The following is a 22,196-nucleotide window of genomic DNA, read 5'->3' as shown; positions in this document are numbered from 1 at the left end:
AGACTTCGTCAATGCCTGAGAGCGAGGGGTACAACGGGAGTAAGAGATCTGACTTCCGATTCCACGAGAGGCGCTTGGTGTCCGCGATGATTGTTGCAAAACCGGGAGAGTGGAGCCAATCGAATACTGTCCTCGTCTACCCTGAGATGACACCTTCGCTCACGTACGGTCGGCATTTGCCCTGTAGTCCTGGTCTCTTGGTGGGTTGCTCTACGCAGTGAGGGTGGCGTCACTTTGATTTTCACCGTGTGTGATTGTAGCGGTATGACTCGAAGTATTGAGGCGGAATTAGCGGCGGTCCGGCAGCGGCTCGCTGCGCTTCCGGAGGCGGAGGAGCCGCCGCCGACAACGCTGCAGGTGCTTGGCCGGAGTACGCAGGAGCGTGACTGGCAGCAGTTCCTCGTTCATTTCTTGACGCCGGACGCGCCGCACGGGCTGAACCATGCGTTGTTAGAACACGTGTTGGCGGCGTTGTCTGATCGAGATGACTTGGAGTACGAGTTTTCGCGGTTCGACATTGACGATATCCAGATCGCACAGGAGGTGGCGACGTCGGACGGGATTCCCGATGTCGTGTTGTGGGCGTCCGACGAGTGGTTCATCTGCTGGGAATTGAAAGTCCATGCGTCAGAAGGCGACGACCAGACACCACGGTACGTCGGTGTGGATTCGTTCGATGGAATCGGGCTTGACAAGTCCGAGGTACCAGTTGATGGCCAGCACTACGTTTTCTTGGCCCCGGAATCTGCGTCGTCACCGGACGCTGAGGAATTTGTGCATGTCTCGTGGGAGTGGCTGGCTGCAGAGCTACAGTCATTCTTGGTGGAAAGCTACGACGAGTACCCGGCGCGGACCACAGCGCAGTTGAAAGACTTTGTCGACACGATTCGGAGTGAACTCACGATGACCGAGTATCAGGAGAATCAGCACGAAATGGTGGAACTGTACGTTGAGAACTACGGTGTAATCTCGGACTTGGAGGCGGCGTTCGAGGAGGAGTGGTCGGAATTCGAGGAGATCTGGGGGACACGGCTGGCGCAAACGCTGGATGCGGCTGAGCTTCTCGATGATCCGGACGTGCCTGATGAGTACGCGGCAGTAGAGCTGGAGATGGCGACCGGTGAGCGGCGACAGTGGACGTTCCGACAAGGGACGTCTGATTGGGCGTGGCTGTTCCCGCGAGAGTGGTGGCGGAAGGTCGATGAGGACCGTCCAGTTTCGGATGCGATTAAACCGAATGCGCGGGTTGGTTTCCTGCATCGACTTGAGCGTAATCGAGAAGACGCTGTCCGGGATCACACGCTCGTCGTCTACGTCAGGAACGCTCCGTCTGGGCACGAGGACTTCTACAACGGGTTCGCCGACCGGTTCTCGAATACACAGTCCGAGATTAGCGACGCCATCAACGGGACGAAACTCACAATCACGGGGAACAAATCAAACGTTCTCCGAGCAGAGTACGAGATCGACGTTGACCGTCACGATGATTTCTTCGAAGCGTATCTCGACGCACTCTCCCGGGCCGTCAAGGAGGGCGTTCTCTCGAACCCCGAACTGATCGAGACGATTGACCGGCTCTACGAGACGACGATAACGGACGACGTGTCAGTATGACCCACCACTCGAAGACTGACGTACTGATTGTCGGCGGGGGTCTTGCCGGGCTAAGCTTGGCAGGGTACCTTCAACGCCAGGAGTATGAGCCGACGATCATCGAACAAGCAACCGAGTGGCGAGGTTCTGGGTACGGGATTGGGCTTTGGGAAGACGGACTCGCCGTCCTCGACGAACTCGGACTCCTCGATGCCGCCCATAAGCGAGCAGCCGATCCTAATGGATTTGAGATTCGCGCGAGCGGCGGTGAGGTTCTCACACGCACATCTCTTTCCCCCGAACAGACACTCCTACTGGTCATCCACCGTGCTGACCTCCACGCGGCACTACGAGAAAACGTCCCGTCAGACTGGATTCGAATGGGAACATCTCCTGAGCACATCAACGAGCACGCCGACGGTGTGACCGTCACCTTTGATGACGGGACGACTGAAGTATTTGACCTCGTAATCGGTGCTGACGGTATCCATTCCGTCGTTCGCAGTCAGTGCTTCGATGACTGGTCGAAACGGGAATACGATACCTACGTGTGGTCGCTATGGGCCCAACAGGATGTGGACGTCGGGCAGGATATGGTCAGTGTCTGGGGCCCCGGAAGTGAGGGATTCGTCGCTCGTGTCGGTGACCGCGTCGGATTCAATCTCGCTGCACGACTCGACAGTCCTCCAAACCCACCGGGGCGTGAGGAACTGCGGGCGCAAGCCGAAACAATCGGCTGGCAGCTACCCGCTCTTCTTGACGGGACCGACGACGAGCCCTTCTTTGACCGCGTCCGCGACGTGACCTGTGACACCTGGCATACTGACCGAATTGCGTTACTCGGTGATGCCGCCCATGCAGTGCATCCAATTTCAGGGATGGGCGCGTCGCTCGCACTCCAAGACGCGCGTGTTCTCGCACAGGAACTCGCCACGTCCCGCTCCGACCATCTGTCCAAGGCACTTACCAGGTTCGAGTCCCGGCGTCGACCCGACGCAGCACGCGTGAAACGCATGGCACGCGTCGAGGCCACGGTTACATTCCTCGAATCGAAATATCTTCGGCGACTGCGCAACGGGGTGGTCAAACAGACGCCGCTATTCGACATGTTCATCAAGCGACAAGCAACGGAATAACCGCGTAGAACAGGAGATCACAGGCGGCGCTGCAGAGTTCAGGAGGTGCAGCAAACCACTTGCTACGAAGATCCAGATTTCGACTCTAGTACTGAGAAGTAGCGATGCTACCAGACACGGTAGTTCAAGAGAGGGTCAAGATCGAAGCGTACCCTGGCGCTTATGTCTCTGACGACCCTGGGTCGTACCCTGCGTTTTGGAGATGTATGAGGACTTGCTCGATAGTTTCGAGGGCGTTGTGGAGATTTTCTGTGGTGCGACCGCTACTGAGGAAGTCGTTGCTGTCGGTGTTTTCGACGAGGAGGTTGGCGTGGGCGACGTCGTTGCGGAGTTCTTTGATTTCGTGGAGTCGAGAGTCGGCTTCTCCTTTCGTCGAGAAGCCGCAGGCCTCCCAGCAGGGTTCGACGCTTTTGACGATAGTTTTGAGCGTCGAGAATTGTGCGTAGTGGATCTCCTCTAGGGCGACGTTGGCGGCTTGTGCGTCTTCGTACCGGTCTTCGATATCGTCGAGTTCGTCCCTCGTGACGGAGGTTTGCTTCCAGTTCGGTGCATTTTCGAGGATGAGTTCGCGGAGATGTTCTTCGAGGTACGTGATCCGGTCGAACAAGTAGATGCGCGCTGGGGCGGTGTTGAGATCGGCGCGAGTGAGGATACCGGTGACGTGATTGTGCCCGCCGAGGAAATAAACGGGTTTCTCAATGAGTGCGGAGAGGACGTCTGTGAACGAGGTGTCGCCGCTGATCATGTAGTCGATGGTGAGCGGGGTGAGATGGTCGTCGAGAGTGTCGCCGTCGTCGTCAGTCGTGACATCGTCCGTGTGGATGAACCCGATTGGGTCGTCGTCAGCGTAGACCGGGGCAGCATCGTACCCGTTCTCATCAAGCCACGCGGCGGCGTCGCCAGGTGGCGTGCCGTGGTCGAGGTGTTCGACGGAGTACGTGGCGAGTTCGGCCGCAGTACAGTCATAGAGATCACGAGGCATAACGTCAGCTGGGAAGGCAGGGATAGTCAAACTGGGGATTCAACTCACATAAATAACAGATCGAAGACCCTGTTGAAGTTCTCAATAGTTGACCGTACTGTGTGTGAGAAGCGGAGGTTGTATTCAGCAGCACAGCGTGCGTTTCCGCGCTCATCAGGTCAAAGAATAGGGAATGAGGCAAAGGGGGAGTTCACGGTAGCGCCGTCCGGAGGTCCTCGCAGAGGTCATCGGCATCTTCGAGGCCAACGGACACCCGGACTAACGTTTCGGGAATCTCCGCTGACTCCTCACTACGACTGAACTCGTCGGGGATCATGAGTGACGGTACCTCAACAAGGCTTTCGACCCCGCCGAGACTGGCCCCCGGCGTGAATACCTCAAGTCCCTCGACAAACGCTTCAAGTTCGATGAGCGTCCCATCGAACTCGAAGGATAGCATCCCGCTGTACCCCGACATCTGCTCGGTCGCAAGGTCGTGTTGCGGGTGGCTTTCAAGACCAGGATAGTGGACCCGAGCGATCCGATCATGGCCTTCGAGGAACCGGGCAACTGCCATCGCGTTCCTCTCGTGATGTTCCATCCGTGCGGGCAGCGTCTTGATGCCTCGCGCAACGAGGTAGCAGTCGAACGGCGAAAGCATATTCCCGAGTCCAACCCGCTGCGCGAACGCTAATCGCTCGAAAACCCCATCGTTGTCGGTGATGACAGCACCACCAATCGAGTCGGAGTGTCCGTTGAGATACTTAGTGGTGCTGTGAACGACGATGTCGGCACCCAGGTTGAGTGGGGCTTGATAGTACGGACTCGCAAACGTACTGTCCACGCCGAACAGGACATCGTGGTCATCGGCGATGTCGGCTATCGTCTGGATATCGCATAACCGGATCAAGGGGTTCGACGGGGTTTCTGCCCAGATCAAGTCAGTGTCTGCGTTGACTGCATCGGCAACGTTGCCGGGGTCACGAGCGTCAACGAAGTCGATGTCAACACCGAGATGCCCGGCCATGTGTTCCGTGAGCAGTTTTTCGGTCCCGCTATAGATGGTGTCCGAGGAGACGACGTGGCCGCCCGGAGGGACCAGCGCTAGCATCGTCGTTGATGTGGCGGCCATTCCGGAGGCGAACGCCAACGCATGCTCGCCACCTTCGAGGCGGGCTAACTGCTCTTCGAGGGCTGCCCGCGTCGGATTGCTCTCGCGCGAATAGTCGTGTTCGTTGGCGTCCTCTCCGTTAGCCCACTCGAACGTAGTCGAAAGGTGAATCGGCGGGACGACGTCGTTCGTTCCCTCTCTGTGCGGATGTATTTCAGTTTCAGCTGCACCGACTGCGATGGTTGCGAATCGGTCATTGTCGGATCGGTTATTGTGTCGTGTCATCGGATACTCACCACAAGACTCACTCGGACCCGATTTGGCGGAGTGTTTGTAGGCCTGTTCTCAGTGGCGGAGGATAGGTGTGGAGTTCCCGGCGAAGGTGGCAGGAATCCCAACCCCGACTTGGGCGTGGATGAGCAAGGCGTTGGTTGCTATCCGTTTGATGCTCCGAGGGGAAGCATTTTGTTCGTATGGACGAGGGACTATCACGATGTATTTGGTAACGTTCCGCCTCGCTCCTGGAGAGTATGATGCGGAGTTTTACGAGTTGAATGACGCGATACAAGCGGCTGCCGAGGACACGGAGGGATATCTGGGCAAACAGACGTGGCATGCACCGAATAGTGAGGAGGTTCTTGTCGTCTACTACTGGGAGTCGTTGGACGCGATTGAGTCGTTTGGAGTAGATGCAGACCACAAACGCGCGAAACAGCGGTGGACGGAGTGGTACGATGCGTATGAGGTTACTGTTACAGAAGTCGTTGAGACATACGGGACTGGATTCGGTGACGATGCGAACCCACTCGCATAGGAATCATCAACCGATCTGATTAGTGAAGTTCCCAAGCGGAGTTATGAAGACATCCTGTATCGATCATTCATTAGCCCGGTTGAACTACGTGTTGCTGCGTAATATTCGATGTATTAAGTACTACTCCCAGAAGCCACCACTCATGGGATTTTTAACAAAACGGATTGCGGTATCTATCCACCGCAAAATTAATGAGTGGTGGGAATAGATATGAGAATAATTATGCTCAAAGGGCATTTCAAATCGGCAGGACCCAGTATCGACTACGGGGATGCTGTCTGTCTCTTCCCTGTCGACGAGCTTGACACGACAGTGCTCCAGTACCGAGATGCCCAACTCGCGCTCGACGATGTCGATGGATCAAGCGTCATCGTCGTCGCCCCGACGAGCCTCGCAACCAGCTACTTCCTCACCCAGCACGCACTCACCGCGATCCCTGTCGACAGTCTCCCCACCGGGGTTCAGACACAGATCGACGCCGCGCTTGAGACTCCCCTCGATACGTTCGAATTCATCCAAATCGGAAAGTGGAACAGTAACAGCTCGAACCACTCGCTCACCGAATTCACGGACGCCTAACTGCCAGTACGTAGAGACACAGGGTCATCGAGCATACACAATGACCGGTATGTTGGAAGACGACTATCCAGGGGCTGCCGCGTACATTCAGCAAGCCGTTGACGAGCATGGCGAAGACTGGGTGTTGGAGCACTATTACGAGCAACTCTACCCGCTCGGAAGGCTCATAGAGATGCCCGAGAAGGACGAACTCCCGTTCTACGACGAGGACGAGCACGACACGATGACGGAAGAAGAACGGGTGGAAATGTACCAGTCGTGGGCGAAGTATCGGGAGAATCTCCGTACGGGAACGAAGCCTGACGAGTGACTGCTACCCTACATTTTTCTCATGGGTCTTCGTTGGGTCACGTATGAGTTCAGATCGAGCGCGTGGGATCCTCCTTGGGTTAGCGTGCGGGGATGCGCTTGGCCGGCCAGTCGAGTTCGCGTCTGCGTCGGAGATCAGTGCTGAGCACGGGCGGCTTGACGAGATGGTCGGGCACGGCACGTGGAACCAGCCTGCTGGAACGATTACAGACGACACCGAGCAGGCGCTGTGCATCGCTCGAAGCCTCGTCGAACACCAAGCGTTCGACCCGGCGGACATTGCCGATAGGTTCGTCGCGTGGTACGACAGCGGCCCGTTCGACATCGGAGGGATGACGAGACGAGCGCTCAGCCGCCTCAAGCGCGGCGACGAGTGGGACGAGGCGGGCCAGCAGGTCTGGGAGAACAGCCCTGAAGGCCAGAATGCTGGGAACGGGAGTGTGATGCGGTGCCCGCCGCTCGCCATCCCGTATGCCACTGACTGGGATCGACTCGTCGAAGTGAGTCGGCAGTCCTCGCAGATTACGCACGCTGACCCGCGGTGTACCTATGGCTGCGCCATTCTAAATCTCACACTCGCGGGCATCCTTGACGATGCTAACGCACCACTGCAGGACGCCCTTGACTATGTCGATGCAAGTGCACCAAACGAGCTCACCGCTGCGCTTAGTCCTCTCACCCGTGCTACTTCCCCTGGTACACTAGAGACGTCTGGCTATGTTGTCCATTCGATTCAAACGGCTCTCCACGACGGGTTAGCGTCCAAGAGTGCCGAGGAGGCGATTGTCACTGCCGTCAACCGTGGCGGTGATACTGATACCATCGGCGCGATCACGGGAGCCATTGCCGGGGCGCGATTCGGTGCGTCGGGGCTCCCCCGCCAATGGCTTTCCATGATCGACGAAACCGATGAACTCGAATCGCTTGCGGATAGTCTCTTGAAGATGGCGTGATGCAGGTGTTAGCTTTCCACCGGAATTTGACGAGGTGCGGTACTGGGTGTACGAGACTCGCCACGAGATCTGGGTGATTCAGGATCAGAATCTCGTTAATAGGGCAGGCAAACCGAACTGGTACATCGTGGTTCGGCCACCACACCTCATTTACAGTAAAATATGGCGATGATGGAATCTAATTGCTAGTAACGAAAGGTAAATAAGAGAAATAAGTCATCTTAATGATGATGCAAGCGCGGTACTCCCGTCGCTCGGTTCTGCTCTATGTGGGGACCGAGATTGAGCGGATGGGTGAGACGCTCGACGCGGCAGAGGACACGATGGTCGATGGAATTCGGTTATGTGGAGATGTCCTCCGGTCGGGATACGAGTATGATTCCATCGATAGCGTTGCGGGTGCCTGTTTCTACCTCGCGTGTACCCGTCAGGAGGAACCAATTTCGCTGCCGGACATTGCCGATCATGCTCGGAAGTCCCAGAAGAACATTCAACACTTGAGTGCGAGGCTGATGTCAGAGTTGGATATTCAGCCGACCCCAGTCGAACCTGACACCTACTTGGATGACGGGATTGATGAGTTCGGCTTCACGGAAGACCAGGCAGCGGAGTGTTTCGATCTGCTTGAACGCGGGAAAGAACGTAATCTCCATAGTGGATTTGCCCCGACGACGGTCGCCGGTGCGATCCTCTATGCCGTCGCGCAGAAACACGGGCTCGAAATTCGCCAGCGGGATGTCGCAGACTTCGTAAACAAAACTCCGGTCTCCATCCGCAAGAACTACAAAACGTTCCTGAAACTGGCGGACGATGTCCCAGTAGATGTACTTCCACCCCAGACAATTGATGAGGCAATTGCGACGCTCCAGACAGCCTTCTCCGAACATCCGGCTGTGTATGCTGACGATGCCCGTGACATTGCGACTGATGCGGACGTCGGAGACAGTGCCAGTCGTGCTGGGGTCACTGGAGGTGCATACTTGAGCGTCGCCCAGGCGAACGGGGTGCACCTGACTGCCAGCGATATTAGCTCCGCGCTCGGTGTTGGAACTCAGACAATTGCGAAGTACAACGAGAGGTTCGACTATGAGAGTTGAAGACGAGACAATTTCAGAACGGCAGTGCCAGGAGTGGCGGGTATCATACCGCAACGGCAAGTCACCGTATGAACTCGCGGTCGAGAGCGATCATCCTCGGAGAGACGTCTACGACCACTTGATTGGCGAGTGTTCTCACGATTGTGACGAAACCCCGATTTCACGTGGCCGGACTCACAACGTGACCGCTCCTGAATGTCGTGACATTAGAGATCGATATGCCGCTGGGGAGGCGATTGAGGCCCTACGGGCGTCAACGGGTCGTCGCTGGCAGACGCTTGTCCGGCATCTTACTGGAAATTGTTCGCACGAGGTTGCCGTCGAGTCCCCGACAGTTGCGAAGCAGGAGATTCTCCAACGAGACCATGTTACAGCGGAGGAATGTGCCCAACTCCGCCGTGGCGTTCACGATGCAGCGAGCGTGATGGCCTATGCGGACACCGTTGACCACGAGTATCAAGTGGTTCTTGCTCACGTGAACGGTGAGTGTGCGCACGAGGTTGACGAACCTCCCCGTGAGCCGAATGATCGGCGTCGGGATATCTCGAACTCAGATTGTCAGGCAATCCGGGAAACGTATCGGTCCAGTCCTGATGTCGACTTTAGCGACATTGCTGAGGAGTACGACTGTTCGCGGACGACAATTGAGCGCCATATTACGTTCAGATGCTCGCACCCGCCTGTAGATGCCTTAGTAACCGATGTTGATGCAGTCCAAGATCTGTTGGAGTCGGGAGTGGACGCCGACGACGGATTGAGCAAGTTCAGTCCGGAAGAGATAGTTCAGTTGGACCGCGACGGGCGTGCGGATCGTAAGGAACCGGCACTGGACTTGATAGCCCCTGACCCGGATCGTGTCGAGACGACGCGTAGTCGCGTGGTGCGCAATACTGACCTCGCCCACGATATGAAGCGTATGTACAATCATACATGCCAGGTCTGTAGCGTCTCTCGGCGTGGTCCGGATGGGAATCCGTACGCTGAGGCACACCATATCCGTCCGCTCGGTCGCCCGCACGATGGACCCGATGAGCCGGAGAATATTCTCGTTCTCTGTCCGAACCACCACGCCGATTTCGACTACGGCCGACTCACCGTTGACCCAGAGACGTACCGCGTCACCCACACCTACGAAGAGGCCGTTGATGGAACTGTATTGAATATCGCAGACCCACACCAAATCAGCGACGACCATCTCACGTACCATAACAAGGTCATTGCCGGCGAGTAAATGGAAGCAGCTGTCAATGGACTCACTGACCCGATTATTATACCAAATGGCTTTGAATCCAAATTATGGATATCTCTGATCTCACTCAGAAGTTCGAGTTTGTAGACACCGTCACAGTAGAACGGAATGAGGCAGGGCAGATCGATCTCAAAATGCCTCAACAACGCTACGAAAAATCAGACGAAACGTCTGTCCATCAGTACGGTTGGGGACCGTTTTGTAAATTCCACGTTGACACCTCCAGCTTCCAAGAGAGATCAGGTGTTTATATCTTCACCGCAAACCATCAGATAGTGTATGTCGGAGAGGCTGTGGATATACATAGTCGAATTCAATACGGATACTCCAACATTTCTCCCAAGAACTGTTTTGAGGGTGGACAGCAGACCAACTGTCGAATCAATAACGCCATTCTCGAAGTCATCCGCAACGAAGGGCAGGTCGCACTCTGGGCAATGGAGGCCGAGGACAGGAAACAACGGGAAGCGGCGTTAATCGAAGAGTGCGATCCATCCTGGAATTTCGAATCTCCAACCACCGTGACTGATAGTCCACAGCAAATCGCGCAAGCTGATGGCCCTGCAAAAGACCGAGAGTCTATTTTTAACGAATCCACAAATCAGCACCAATTGACGAGTAGTAAGTACGCACCGCTCTATGATCACCTTAAGAAGGCTGATGTGAACACTCTCCACCTCTCATTTGAAGAGATAGAGGAGATCCTGGGTGTTCCATTACCTGCATCTGCTCGTAAATACGCCGTTTGGTGGAATCCTACTGGCCACGCTCATGCCGAAGGCTGGGCAGAACTCGGATGGGCTGCAGAACCAGACCTCGACAGTGAGACTGTTACTTTTAACAAAGTCCATTGAATCGCCCGCTTCACTGTCTTTCATCGTTGGAAATAGAACTCCGGTTATTGTCACTCAGTTAGACCCCATTCCTACCTAAGGACTACTTCACTATTTACAGGAGGAGATGAGCTACCTACGTCTCTGCTGAGTTTCGGTCATCGATTCAATAGAGAAGCTTGGCGTGCTATAACCAAGATAGGCCGGTATTGAGTTCTTCAAGAAACGACGGCCGGACTTGAATAGTGGACGGGAATGAAAGCTGCTCGCCCGCTCGTTCGAGGATTGTTCGGCGGAGGAACGGGTGAGCAGGGTCGAAGGACGGACTAGTTCGAATCCGGTAATCGCTGTCGATAGTAAATAATGCAGCGTCGAACGCTCGGTGATGGAGTGAGTTCAGCACGAGGACGTTCTCCGGATGTTCGGCGAGTTCGGGATGCTGGCTTCGCGGGAGGACATGTGCCAGGTCGAGGAGGTCGTCTTCTCGAATATCGGTCATGGTACAGGCGTGGCCGTACCGTTCGAACGTCTCTGTTCGAAAGGCGTCGCTCACGGCGGTTTCGGAGGTTTCGTAGCGTCGGACCCGCCCGCTCTGGTCGAGCGTCTCGCCGGTCGGCCATTGGGCGACGTCGCCAGTTTCGACCCAGCGCTTCCAGACATCCGGCGCTCGGGCGTCATCGTTCATCCGGGCGCGGTCGTGTAGCCAAGAGATGGGGATGGACTGGGTGTTGAGGATTGAGAAGTGGAACAGGTAATTTGGGATTTGTGTCCCGGAGTCGGCTTGGTAGGTGCGGACCTCGAAGTGGTCTGGTACGCACAATCCGCAGAATTCGACGACTCCGGATTCAGGTTTCCGGAATACGAGGACTGGTGGAACGTCTTCGCGTCGTCTAGCCGCGGCTCGGTCGAACGCGGTCTTGATTTTCTGGTTCTTGATAGAGTCGTCGTATGGATTGTCGGCTTTCGCGTCGCCCCAGTAGCTGATGTAGCCGGCGTTGACGGCGAGTGTGTCTTCCCACGGGTCGTCATGTTGGGAGATACCGCTGTCGTTCGAGACGAGTACGAGCGCTGCAGGCGTCTCAGACCGATTCGCACGGAGGTCACGGATTCCGCCGGTGTTTTTGATGCCGCTGTCGAGCGGGCCGCGAATCCATCTGAGGAACTGGTCAGAAGAGTTCCGATAACTGCCGGTGTCTCGGTATTGTTCGCCGACACGGAACCTGTGCTGCATGTCCGTAGTGTCGTTGCTTCCGCTGTGTAATAACAGTGATTGGTGCCGATGATGTATACTGAACGGTCTCGTCGCCCGGTATCGCCAATAGTGATAGGCTTTCTGAGTGGCGATAGAGACGGAGACTGCACTCTCTGTGGATACACCTGTGTCTGCAAAGCGCGTCGTGGAAGCAGGAAGCCCTACCCTCAAGGAGCGAACGACGTCAGCCATGAGCGAGTAGGGTACGGTAGTTCACTCGTTGATGGATTCCTTGGAAACTACATTTAGTCGTTCTCTGATCTCTGCTCGCTTCGATGGAACTTTTGAAACCGACAGCAAGCGCGGTGATTTGGGGATGGTCCCGGTAGGTATCTGCGGGGAATCAACCCATTATAGCACCCAACTCTGGCAAAGAAAGAGGGATATTTTGCCGGTTTCTTCGCTGAACCCTTACTGCATTAAAGGGGTGGTGGTTAGCCGGGGATAAGGCGATGACTGACGAAGAACCGACGGAGAGAATACAACCTACACAGTACTGTTCTCAATTCAGACGAGGACAAAACACTCTGTGTGCGTGTGGGAGACTCCATCCAATAGCCGGGAGGTGTAGAGAAACAAGTTGCGACAAAAACCAAAGAGGGCGTCAAGGTACGGGCCTGAAGACGGCTGAGATTCATCTAGAACTCGACCACTATAGCAGACAACAAACACTACTGCGTAATCGTACTGTACTCTATCCGCGCTTGATCAGATGTGAACGTAATCGTGCTGTAATCGCACCTGAACTAGTCTCCCGATCTGGGGGGTGTTCTCGTTGAGCAATCGTATTCCGCTGAATGCCCGAGTAGACGAGGACGTACGAGACGCGTTCCGAGAGTACACCCACGAGGTAAAAGGGCAGGTCAGGGGAGAATTCGGTCGTTTAGTCGAGAGAGCGATGCAAGAGTACATGGAACGGGACCGCCTCGCACGATTAGACGAACGACTCGAACGAATCGAAGAGCAGCAGGACGAACTCCTACATCTCCTGAGGAACGAGGCCGCCCCCGCCCAAACTGACCGCACACACTCACACACAGATCGACTTGCGAACCTGGATGACTTGGAGCCGCAGGTGAGACAGGGAGTGAAGAGCACGATAGAGCATCTGCCTGACAACGTCAGTGAGTCAGACTTCGAACAGGCGGTTCACAAGGCAGGGCGTACCGACCCGCGGACAGTAGAGAAGTACAAGAACCTCCTCGAATCACGCGGGATCCTCCTCCCTGATCCGCGAACGTCTTCAGACTACAAGTGGTTTAGCTCCCCGAGGAAATTCGCTCTCGTCTGTGAACAGGACCCAGACCTTAGTGCAGAGAACATCGCCGAGTTGGTTGATTCGCTAGAGACACTCGGAAAATTCTCAGTGAAAGAGTATCGTGACGCGTTGCCTGACTCGATGGCTGATGGTGACGATCTAAAAATTGACGAGGCCTTTTAGGCGACCTTACAGGCCGGTAGAATATCGAGAGTCTGACTATGACAAGACGCAGAACAGACTTCGTCGGTCAGCCCGACACGGGTTCCGTAGCTGGCAGTTTGCGGGTGGTGAGTATCGCTGTCTACCGGTTCAATACAGTCTGAGCTCGGCCCCGTGGTGTGATTCTGAACGATCCATCGCAAGCGACGCGCGCAGGACTTCTGTTACCGGCAAACGACGATATGGTCGTGCGCTCAGTCAGGAGGTCGCGCTGACAGTCTCAAACCGGGGTAAGAAGCGTGTTTTCCGCCGTCCGCTGTGTCGAGAAGCACTGTTCCTTCCCCCGTTCAGGCCTTACATTGAAAAGGGGCTGGCGGTTTTCGAGGTGTGCCGATGGTAGAACAAGCGACCCCCCACGACCACAGACAAAGTGAGCTCTACGAGTTCACGACCGAGGAGTTAGAAGAGCAGCGCGAAGAAATCGAAGAAGAACTGGAGCGACGTAAGTACGACATCGACACGGACGACGCAGAGAGAGTTGATTTAGTCAACGGCCGGTACGTCGCGTGGACGGACCTCTCAGCGCACCCCAACCGCAAAGCGGGCAAGGCATGGATCATGAAGGTCACCGGCACCCACGACACGTACGCCGTCGACGGCGACTGGCTCGACAAGCAGACAATCGACAGTGACTACCACATGGACATCAGCGAGCTGTCCAGCGGTGACATCGTCAAAGTCAGCGGTGCGAGCCACAACAACAAGAAGCACCGGTACTACCGCATCGTCGAACTGACCGACGCAGCGCTCTACTACACGCCGGAGTCCGGTCTGGAGGAATCGGAGGTCATCGAAGAAGTCGGCGACTAGCAGCCTCGATCTTTCAGACTACAGCGACACGGCTCACCACCTGCAACGAACGCAAATCCGTTCTAAGAGGAACCAGTACTAAACGAAGAGGCAGACCCCCTAATTCATCACGTAGACCTAGCTAATGCATAAGTTCCAGCTGGATTCGTGCCGCGCGTGCTGTCCTGTTGTTTCGACAGTCTCTGCACCACCAATAACGACTAAGTCCAGACCATTAAACGTGGCACGGGCATACCAAGTGTATGTCGACCGGACCTCCATTCCGACCAGATCGTGCGACGTCGCCTCCGGAAAACTTGGAGAAGATGACGACGTCCCTCGACTACCCCGACCGTGACATTCGACTCATCTACCTCGGAGGCGACAGTATGTTCGACGGTCCGTACATGGAACCGCGCTTATTCGGGGATTTCTCTCCGACAGACGATGATCCCGACCCCGACGTGTGGCCACTGGAAGGCTACGACCCCGGTCACCCCGCCGACGTCGACGACCTCATCCTCTGGGGGAACTCGTTCCCGGCTCCACACGTCGCGTGGGTGACCGAAGAGTACCTCAAGTCCGTCTACGGGTACAATCCTCGTCGACAGACACTCGACGTCGAAGAACTCCCCCCGTGGCAACAATCAGACACGGCGAAGTACGAAGGCACCGCCGACGTCGTGCCTGGTGGTGCGGCGGGCCGACAGATGAGGCTCACTCACGACCGCCGTGTTGCACTTGAGCGCCTCGGGAGGCTGTGGAACGGGGAACGCGTTCGCGGTCACCACCTCCTCCGGGACAAACTCCCGAGCTGGACCGACCTCTTCGGCGACCTCGACCAAGACGACCTCAAGCGACTCGTCATTGACCCCGACCACGACTACGAGTTCGCCGAAGCGTTCGGAGACCACCCGTGGTACGAACAAGAGGCGTCCGTCTACCTGGCTCCGAAGACGATCTTGCGGAAAAAGGTCTGGTACAGCCCGACGCTCAAGGGTCGAACGCTCATCAACCAACACAGCGCATTCCCACCGCTCAAAGGCGATCCCAGAGAGGGTCTCCCACACCGCGTCGCCGTCGGGTTGGCCACCATCCGAGAACGCCACCACGGCCGCGACGTCGAGACGTACTGCAACCTGAACGGCTACACCGTCGACATCGTGAGCAGGAACCCAAACGGACAGCTCTACGCCGGTGAAGTACTGACGAGCCACCACAACTGGACGCTTCACCGCAACACGTACCGGAAGCTCGTTGACCTCCACAATCAGGGGATAATTCCGTGCGCCGTCTTCGACACGCGCGAAACCGCCTACCAAATCTTCAACCACTGGCACAACCACGAAGCCCTCAGCGCGGAACTTCCGAACGGCCCGTTTGGTTCCGAGCCGAACGTCTCGACGGGACAAAAGCAAATCCGCGAGGCCTACGAGGGAGCCACGAGCTGGGTGGTCGAGAGCTGGACAACGACCTCCGATCTCTGGTCCTCCACAATAGGTGACCCGACCACCACAATCGACCCGGCCATCATATTCTCAACCAACTGGTAACTCACTCTTCCGCAGTACCCCTGCTGTCGCCCCTGAATGGGGGACAGTACCCTAATTATACTGGTCTCGGAGCAAGGGGTTGATTAGGCGGATAACGGTGGGTCTGAGGGGTTCAAACGCTTGAATCAACTGCGGAACGCGTGCGCTTCGCTAAACTATGTACAGATTCTGTCAAGAACGGTTTGGAGGCTCTTCGTGGGTGGTAATGGAAGTGATACACGAATTGTTGAGAATCGGCTGACATGGCCAGGGTCGCGGACGATATGGTCGTGCGCTCAATCGCGCGAGCGTGCTGTCAAAGCGTGAATTCGCGCCGTCCGGTTCACATTGCTCACGCGCCGAACTCTTCGGAACCGCCGTACAGCGCGGAGTAATGTACATTCACAGTGAATCTTCGGGAACCACATTACGCGACGGCGATCAACTCCATTTTCTATCCATTCTTAGCCCACAAAATATCAGTAATCAGATATCGAGGTTCTCTGGCCTCTAAAAAGTATCAGCTTCCTACAGTCACTTCCATTGGGAATACGATGGTTCGTTAAGAACCACCACACGGCGGAGGTACATTAACTTCTCCTGGGAATCATGCAGAACCACCGTACAGCGACGCTTTGAAGGGAATACTGGGATATTGATTGTCCTAACACTAGATAGACAGTTCCCGAAAACCGGCGTCGTACTCCGCTACTCTGCGGAAAACATATATTGGTTTTCTCGGCGGACCCTTCGGAAGTGCAGGACGGCTCCGCAAATTGAGAATCACGATGACTACCTCGGAAGTCGGAGACGGCTCCGACTTGTGACCGAGGTAACCTCATGAGTGGGTAACTGAGAGCGATGGAATTGAGCCGCGCGAGCTCTGCACGGTCTGAACAGTTCCGGGCCAAGCAATCCTGGTCTCACGACGTTCATCCTCGAAAGTCAGTACCGACATTCCGAGCCGCGACCTCATCTACTCCTTTCTATAGCGGAGATCTCGTAGTATACCCCAATTATGCCCGAATCTGCCTTCTAATGACACGTACCGTTAGAATTCGAGTATACCCGTCTGACTAACATATATAAACGAGTGGTTCATGAGACCGGTCCATCACGATGGATAGACTCGCCGGAACGAACCTGGCACTCCCGAATTCAGGTTCACAACCTGGGGCGTATCGAACGACGAGAAGGACAGATGTCGATACCAGCTGTACCCCGGACGACTGTCCGATCACGACCCCTGTCCCTCCAAGGGTCACACCGGAGACACCAGCGTCATTCCCCCGACTGGACGAGTCCGTCGTCGATGACGACCTTCTTGACCGCCTCTCAGCGGCGGCCGATCACCTCGCGGCGACGGTTGACTCAGCCTCACTAGAGACGGCTATACAGACGTGGAGTGAACGTCACGGTCTCGATACGCTCCCTCAAGACGAGCGCCGGACGGTCCTGGCCAGGCATAGTGTGATTAGCATCCTACTGAAGACGACTCTCTACGAGTGGTATCAGCGGCGTGGCGACCTGTCAGCACTCTCGGCAGACATCCGCGCTGCCCTTCAGCACGCGTACCACGAAACGGGGGATGCAGCGTTTCGAGAACTGCCCGTCGACAGAATCATCTGGCGGGCCGACGACGACATCGTCACGCCCGTCGTCGAAGCCCGCGATTGCCTCCTCACCTCTCGGAACCCGGCAGAAGACATCGGGCAGGTCTATGAGAGACTCACGACGAGTGAGAGCCGCCAATCGCTGGGGCAGTTCCGCACGCCGCCAGCCGTCGGCCGACTGCTGCGCTCGTGGGTTACCACTGGCGACGACACAGTACTCGATCCGGGGATAGGGTCCGGAGTCCTGTCCAGCCCGTTCCATCCCCACTGGCTGACGGACTTAGACCCGAAGAAGGTCTTCGGTGTCGATCAGAGCCCACTCTCGATGCTGATGGGGACGACTGCGCTGACGTTGTCTGGACAGTCTCACGAGCCGCAGACAGTGGATTTCCTCACTCTCTCGCCGGATGACCTTCCCGGTGAGGTTGACGGCATCGTCTCGAATCCACCGTTCACCGGTGCCCAAGCGCTGCCAGCGAGCTACAAGCGACGCTGCAACGCGCGGTTCGAGGACAGCACCGGGCGCACGATCAGCGGCAAATCGCCGTTGTATACGTACTTCCTGTACCATTCGCGGGAGTTCTTAGGTCCCGGAGATCGAGCCGCGTTCATCACGCCCCAGAGTTGGCTCAGCCGCAAATTCGGCGAGACGCTCAAGCGATTCCTCCTCGACGAGTACCGGATCAAGTCCCTCGTCCGGTTCAATCCGGAAGCGACGTCAATCTTCGATACGGCCGACGAGACCGCGCTTCTCGTGTGCCTCGAAGTGCCCGCAGAAGACGCTCCTACTGGAGACACGCGGTTCGTGCGCGTTGACGAGGATGTCGATACGAACGAAATCCGCGACGCCATCGACGGCGTTGTCGACGGCGAAACTTTGTGGGGTGAGGTGGTCTGTCGCCAACAAGAACAGCTCGATCCAACTAGCAACTGGCAGTCGCTCTTCGACCGGGAAAGCATTGAGACGCACGGACTCGTACCGCTACGTACACTCGCAACGTGTCGACGCGGGGCCGTCACCGGGGCAGTCAACTTCTTCTGCTTGTCACAGCAGACTGTGGACGAGTACGGTATTTCCGAGGAGCAGCTCTCCCGCCTGATTCGACGCCCGTCGGTCGTCGATGGCTACGACTTCACCGAGATAGGCTGGGCGGAGTTGCGGGAGAGCGGTGCGGCGGTGTGGCTTCTCGATCCGGACGAACTGTCGAACGTTCCCGACGAGATCGCCACTTTCGCCGAGCAGGTGCGGTCCGTCCCGGATTCGCTACAGAACGACGGAGACGAGACCGGGTTGCAGCCGTATCTACGGACTGCGGTAACGGTCCACGATCTCGTTGGGACCGACGCGTTCGACCGGCGGACGTACTGGTATCGCCCGCCGCGTCACGACCCGCCGCAGATCGTGGTGCCGGATACGAGCCGTGACGGATTCCCGTTCGTTCTCAACGAGGTGCGGGCTCGAAACGTCCATAATTTCCACGGACTTCACGGTATCCGACTCGCCGAGGTCGAGATGAAGGCGTTACTCGCGTACCTCAACAGCGAGTTCACCGCGCAACTCCTCACCGAGGAGACGTACACACGCCAGGATGGCTACGAGTCGCTCAGTATCAGTGACCTCCGAGAACTTCCGGTAATTGATCCGCAGACTTTACCGGACGATGTCGTGTCCGCACTTGCTGACGCTTTCGAGGAACTCCGAACGGCCACGCGACGGAGTGGGAACTCTGACTCCGCGAAGAAACGAATTATGACGATACTGGAACAGGAGCTCCAGCTTAGATTGCCTTCGGACGCGGAGCTAGAATGAGTACCTCCGGCGGATCCCTGTTGTCAAGGAGTTCCGCCTGGTCGGCGTTGGTTCTGAGACGAATCGTGTTCTTCCCCGTCTTCGTGAAGAGACCGTCTACACTGTTGAGGCCGCGGATGATCCGGAACCTCTGAACTCCGGCACGCCGATGGTCAGACACTTAACGAACTCTCCGGGGAAATAACGATAAAAAGTTGGGTGAATCGGGCTTTTGTTTGACCCGGTATAGGGGGTTCGTTACTGTGGGACCTGCTCGACTTGGAACGTGACGAGCACGGGTTCTCGGCACTGGTCGCACTTGATCCGTTCGCCGTACCGGACAGAGTACTCGCGGTCGATCCGGGATCGGCACTCGGGGCATCGGAGGCGGACGACAGGTGTTCCGTCGTCGTTGTCGGTATCAGCGATGATTTCGCGGAGCATGCTTTGTCGACGGCCACTGACCGACTTCAACGCTCGGATAGTTACTGAGTCGGTGACCACACCGAATGTCCAATGTAAATTCCGTGATCCTACATATCTCACGCCGTCTCTTCGTGTTGCCGGTCAACTCGATCAACCCGGTCAAAGTATTCTCGCCACTCTTCGGGGACTGTGTCGAGAGAGTAGTACCCGTTGTGCGCGAGTTCCAATGCTAGTTTCGCCTCGTTGCGGGAGCACTGGGTGAGCTCTAAATTCTCGACGAGGGTTTCTCGGGACCATTCCGTGCTCATTCCGTGGTCGGTGATGACCGCTTGCCGGAAATGGTACCAGAACATAAGATGTCCGTCAGCAGGGAATCTTTTCGGCGTCGGGTCAAGACGGCCAGGAACGAACGGGAGTGCCGAGAGACCCGCAAGCGCTCGCAGGAACGTACGTCGGAGCATGTGTCGACATAAACGGCGGTGCTCTTCAATCCACTCCCAAATCCATGTAAGTACGTACTGGTTTCTCACCTCCTCGAACCGGGGTCTGCGTACTGGCACTCAGGTTCGAGGGGACAGCGCTGACACGCCGGTACTCGCGTTGTACACCCGTCCGCCACGAAGTAGTATCTGGGGCCTACACATCAGGGAGGGGCGCGCTGAAGTATCAGTCTCAACTCTCTCTGGGCAATTCTGCGACCGCGTTGCTCGGAATGAACGAGATACCCGAGGAAATCGAAATCTCCGGGGACGTCGCGTCCGTCTAGCGGGATGTCCGAGAGTGCCGTTCGAAACGGATCGAAGCGGACGCGGAGGCTGACATCCACGTCGCGCTCCACATGTACGACGATGCCCTGTCGTCTGACCTCTGGACCGCCGCGGCGAACTTCTACTACGTCTGCGAAAACACGCTTTCCCCCGGCTACGATGAGAAGGATCCGGTGCCTGTTGTCTCTTCGATAACTCAGTACAGTCAGCATAAGCAGTTGCCCGAAATCCACGACGGATCAGAAGTTAACACATTTATCCGACACTCGTGTATTCTTACTCTGTATGCAATTCTGTGACGAGTGTGGTTCGCTGATGCACACGGAGGGCGATACGTGGGTGTGTCGCTCCTGTGAGAACGAGGAGGTGCGGGACTCGCACGCAGAAGCGGCGATGACGACCCAGGATGGACAGCGGGACGACGGGGCACCCGTCGTGGCCGACGCGACCCAGGGTGCCACCGAGACGATGCAGGAGCCCTGTCCGGCGGACGATTGCGACAGCGACCGGGCCGACTACGAGATGATGCCGAAGCCGGGCGGCTCCTACGAGGTTCGGCTGTTCACCTGCGTCGAGTGCGGCCACAAGTGGCGCGAGTCCTGACGGCGCATCCCGCGAACCCCGCCGCGTACATATGCACAGACCGCCACAGCAGACTCTCAACTCCCGGGGGTACTCGGTCTCAAGTGGGGCCACACATCGACTCCAACCCAATTCCCACAACGTTCGTGAGGCTATCAACGACCGCGGTCACAAGAGCCGTTGTTGGGATGTTCATTCCTCCGATTATCGGTGCGGTAGATGAGTTCGTCAACAAGGTCGGGTACGTCGTTGTCTTCTTGACCTTTAGACAGAGCAGAACGACGTGTTGCCGAAATGTAAATCGCTTCCGTGAATATCGGGTTGAGAACCGTGTAACAGCACGTCGAGCCAGCACCATAGCACGCTCAACGAATCGGAGAAGACGTGATTTCGGGAGGACATCCATCTTATCTCCTAGTAATCATTCGTCATGCTCCTCAGCAAGGGTTTCAACAAAGCCCTCGGAATATGCACATCGAGCTTTTAGAATCTTATTTTGTCAAACGTCAATGGACAGTGGGTACACTGAACCGTTACGCCTCGTACAGAAGGAGTGCATTTAGATTGGGCAACAACCATTAGATATCGGAGACTGAAAGTATCGGTGATGGCACCGATTGAGGTTGTGTGTCCTGCCTGCGACTCCGATCAGGAAGTCACGCCCGATGAGTACTCGATTTTCACCGTTAATTGTCCCAACTGTGGGAACGTCTCTAAAGGAATGTATCATTCTGGAGTAGACGAAATCAGTTGGCGATGGACCCGATAAGTGAGTATCGCTGAATTCATCGTGGTGATGGGACGGCGTGTTCCAAACCGTTAACTGCTCGGTGTCCAAACGGCGGTACAGCGGGATAGGATAGCCCGGTGATTCCGCCAGGCTCATGACCTGGAGATCGGTGGTTCAACTCCACCTCCCGCTATCAGTTCCACGCCGTTCGTTGGTGGGGGCTACTCGTATACTTCGTCAGGATCGAATACTTTCTCTCCGACGATGTCCCCGTCGAGCGTTCGATAGAAACACGAGCGGTACCCCGTATGGCAGGCCCCGCCCTCCTGTTCAACACGGTAGAGCAGCGCATCCCCATCGCAATCAACTCGGATCTCCTCGACGCGTTGGACGTGTCCGCTAGAGCCGCCCTTCTGCCACAGCTCATCGCGGCTACGAGAGTAGTAGTGAGCGAGACCCGTATTCTGGGTTTTCGCAAGCGCGTCCGGTGAGACGTACGCGAGCATCAGAATCTCGTCCGTCTCGACGTCCTGTGCAATCGCAGGTATCAGTTCAGTTTCACCAAACTCTAGATCGACGGTAAGAGAGTTATCTTGCATGG

Annotated in this window: 20 protein-coding genes, 1 tRNA gene and 1 pseudogene; 16 read left to right on the top strand and 6 right to left on the bottom strand. The window is 56.4% G+C overall.

Going from position 1 to position 22,196, the window contains the following annotated elements:
* Positions 1-264: 264 nt before the first annotated feature.
* On the top strand, positions 265-1,614 hold the full coding sequence (locus M0R89_RS15475; RefSeq protein WP_248649977.1) for a PD-(D/E)XK nuclease family protein: 1,350 nt from the start codon (positions 265-267) through the stop codon (positions 1,612-1,614).
* Positions 1,611-2,729 (top strand): FAD-dependent oxidoreductase, encoded by a 1,119-nt coding sequence (locus M0R89_RS15470; RefSeq protein WP_248649976.1) that lies wholly within the window; start codon positions 1,611-1,613, stop codon positions 2,727-2,729. The genes M0R89_RS15475 and M0R89_RS15470 overlap by 4 nt, the downstream gene beginning before the upstream one ends.
* 160 nt (positions 2,730-2,889) lie before the next feature.
* Here the strand turns inward: M0R89_RS15470 and M0R89_RS15465 are convergent, their stop codons facing one another.
* Together M0R89_RS15465 and M0R89_RS15460 are read right to left on the bottom strand one after the other, a co-directional pair.
* The gene (locus M0R89_RS15465) at positions 2,890-3,711 is read right to left on the bottom strand and encodes a CBS domain-containing protein (RefSeq protein WP_248649975.1); all 822 of its coding nucleotides are present in this window, start codon (positions 3,709-3,711) and stop codon (positions 2,890-2,892) included.
* Positions 3,712-3,901: 190 nt separating this feature from the next.
* Positions 3,902-5,086, bottom strand: a complete 1,185-nt coding sequence (locus tag M0R89_RS15460) for a trans-sulfuration enzyme family protein (RefSeq protein ID WP_248649974.1) — start codon at positions 5,084-5,086, stop codon at positions 3,902-3,904.
* A 208-nt stretch (positions 5,087-5,294) separates the two neighbouring features.
* Between M0R89_RS15460 and M0R89_RS15455 the strand changes: the two genes are divergently transcribed.
* The 7 genes from M0R89_RS15455 (at position 5,295) to M0R89_RS15425 (ending at position 10,656) form a co-directional block, all read left to right on the top strand.
* A complete protein-coding gene (locus M0R89_RS15455) occupies positions 5,295-5,615 on the top strand; it encodes an antibiotic biosynthesis monooxygenase family protein (protein ID WP_248649973.1) in 321 nt (106 codons plus the stop codon).
* Between the two features lie 222 nt (positions 5,616-5,837).
* Complete coding sequence (locus tag M0R89_RS15450; protein WP_248649972.1) at positions 5,838-6,194, top strand: DUF8165 family protein; 357 nt, start codon at positions 5,838-5,840, stop codon at positions 6,192-6,194.
* A 40-nt stretch (positions 6,195-6,234) separates the two neighbouring features.
* Entirely contained in the window at positions 6,235-6,504 is a 270-nt protein-coding gene (locus M0R89_RS15445) for a DUF8110 family protein (RefSeq protein WP_248654390.1), read from the top strand.
* Positions 6,505-6,547: 43 nt separating this feature from the next.
* Positions 6,548-7,456 carry an ADP-ribosylglycohydrolase family protein gene (locus tag M0R89_RS15440; RefSeq protein WP_248649970.1) on the top strand — a complete coding sequence of 303 codons (909 nt, stop codon included), beginning with the start codon at positions 6,548-6,550 and terminating at the stop codon, positions 7,454-7,456.
* A 290-nt stretch (positions 7,457-7,746) separates the two neighbouring features.
* The gene (locus M0R89_RS15435) at positions 7,747-8,553 is read left to right on the top strand and encodes a transcription initiation factor IIB family protein (protein WP_248649969.1); all 807 of its coding nucleotides are present in this window, start codon (positions 7,747-7,749) and stop codon (positions 8,551-8,553) included.
* A complete protein-coding gene (locus M0R89_RS15430; protein ID WP_248649968.1) occupies positions 8,543-9,784 on the top strand; it encodes an HNH endonuclease in 1,242 nt (413 codons plus the stop codon). The genes M0R89_RS15435 and M0R89_RS15430 overlap by 11 nt, the downstream gene beginning before the upstream one ends.
* 65 nt (positions 9,785-9,849) lie before the next feature.
* Positions 9,850-10,656, top strand: coding sequence for a GIY-YIG nuclease family protein (locus tag M0R89_RS15425; RefSeq protein ID WP_248649967.1), 807 nt, complete (start codon positions 9,850-9,852; stop codon positions 10,654-10,656).
* A gap of 166 nt (positions 10,657-10,822) precedes the next feature.
* On the opposite strand, the gene M0R89_RS15420 is transcribed toward M0R89_RS15425, so the two are convergent.
* Positions 10,823-11,866 carry an HNH endonuclease gene (locus tag M0R89_RS15420; RefSeq protein ID WP_248649966.1) on the bottom strand — a complete coding sequence of 348 codons (1,044 nt, stop codon included), beginning with the start codon at positions 11,864-11,866 and terminating at the stop codon, positions 10,823-10,825.
* Positions 11,867-12,797: 931 nt separating this feature from the next.
* On the opposite strand from M0R89_RS15420, the gene M0R89_RS15415 reads away from it, so the two are divergent.
* The 4 genes from M0R89_RS15415 (at position 12,798) to M0R89_RS15400 (ending at position 19,111) form a co-directional block, all read left to right on the top strand.
* Positions 12,798-13,328, top strand: a complete 531-nt coding sequence (locus M0R89_RS15415) for a hypothetical protein (protein ID WP_248649965.1) — start codon at positions 12,798-12,800, stop codon at positions 13,326-13,328.
* Positions 13,329-13,700: 372 nt separating this feature from the next.
* Positions 13,701-14,177: a hypothetical protein gene (locus M0R89_RS15410; protein WP_248649964.1), complete on the top strand. Its 477-nt coding sequence runs from the start codon at positions 13,701-13,703 to the stop codon at positions 14,175-14,177.
* A gap of 368 nt (positions 14,178-14,545) precedes the next feature.
* Entirely contained in the window at positions 14,546-15,709 is a 1,164-nt protein-coding gene (locus tag M0R89_RS15405) for a hypothetical protein (protein ID WP_248649963.1), read from the top strand.
* 1,098 nt (positions 15,710-16,807) lie between these two features.
* Positions 16,808-19,111: an N-6 DNA methylase gene (locus tag M0R89_RS15400; protein WP_248649962.1), complete on the top strand. Its 2,304-nt coding sequence runs from the start codon at positions 16,808-16,810 to the stop codon at positions 19,109-19,111.
* Positions 19,112-19,348: 237 nt separating this feature from the next.
* Here M0R89_RS15400 and M0R89_RS15395 read toward each other — a convergent pair whose 3' ends face one another.
* Positions 19,349-19,534: a hypothetical protein gene (locus M0R89_RS15395; protein ID WP_248649961.1), complete on the bottom strand. Its 186-nt coding sequence runs from the start codon at positions 19,532-19,534 to the stop codon at positions 19,349-19,351.
* Between the two features lie 820 nt (positions 19,535-20,354).
* Here M0R89_RS15395 and M0R89_RS15390 point away from each other — a divergent pair.
* Both M0R89_RS15390 and M0R89_RS15385 read left to right on the top strand, forming a co-directional pair.
* Positions 20,355-20,582 (top strand): hypothetical protein, encoded by a 228-nt coding sequence (locus M0R89_RS15390; protein WP_248649960.1) that lies wholly within the window; start codon positions 20,355-20,357, stop codon positions 20,580-20,582.
* The gene (locus M0R89_RS15385; protein ID WP_248649959.1) at positions 20,569-20,886 is read left to right on the top strand and encodes an RPA12/RPB9/RPC11 RNA polymerase family protein; all 318 of its coding nucleotides are present in this window, start codon (positions 20,569-20,571) and stop codon (positions 20,884-20,886) included. Before M0R89_RS15390 ends, M0R89_RS15385 begins: the two co-directional genes overlap by 14 nt.
* Before the next feature lie 181 nt (positions 20,887-21,067).
* On the opposite strand, the pseudogene M0R89_RS15380 reads toward M0R89_RS15385, so the two are convergent.
* Positions 21,068-21,271 (bottom strand): annotated as a pseudogene (locus tag M0R89_RS15380) (IS5/IS1182 family transposase); the annotation flags it as partial.
* 442 nt (positions 21,272-21,713) lie between these two features.
* Here M0R89_RS15380 and M0R89_RS15375 point away from each other — a divergent pair.
* Positions 21,714-21,788: transfer RNA gene (locus M0R89_RS15375), tRNA-Met, on the top strand.
* Positions 21,789-21,816: 28 nt separating this feature from the next.
* Here the strand turns inward: M0R89_RS15375 and hisI are convergent.
* The gene (gene hisI, locus M0R89_RS15370; protein ID WP_248649958.1) at positions 21,817-22,194 is read right to left on the bottom strand and encodes a phosphoribosyl-AMP cyclohydrolase; all 378 of its coding nucleotides are present in this window, start codon (positions 22,192-22,194) and stop codon (positions 21,817-21,819) included.
* Positions 22,195-22,196: the final 2 nt, after the last annotated feature.

Origin of the sequence: Halorussus limi (genome assembly GCF_023238205.1) — an archaeon.
Lineage (GTDB): Archaea > Halobacteriota > Halobacteria > Halobacteriales > Haladaptataceae > Halorussus > Halorussus limi.
Note: the sequence above shows the minus strand (reverse complement) of the source record. Positions and strands in the feature narration are given on the sequence as shown.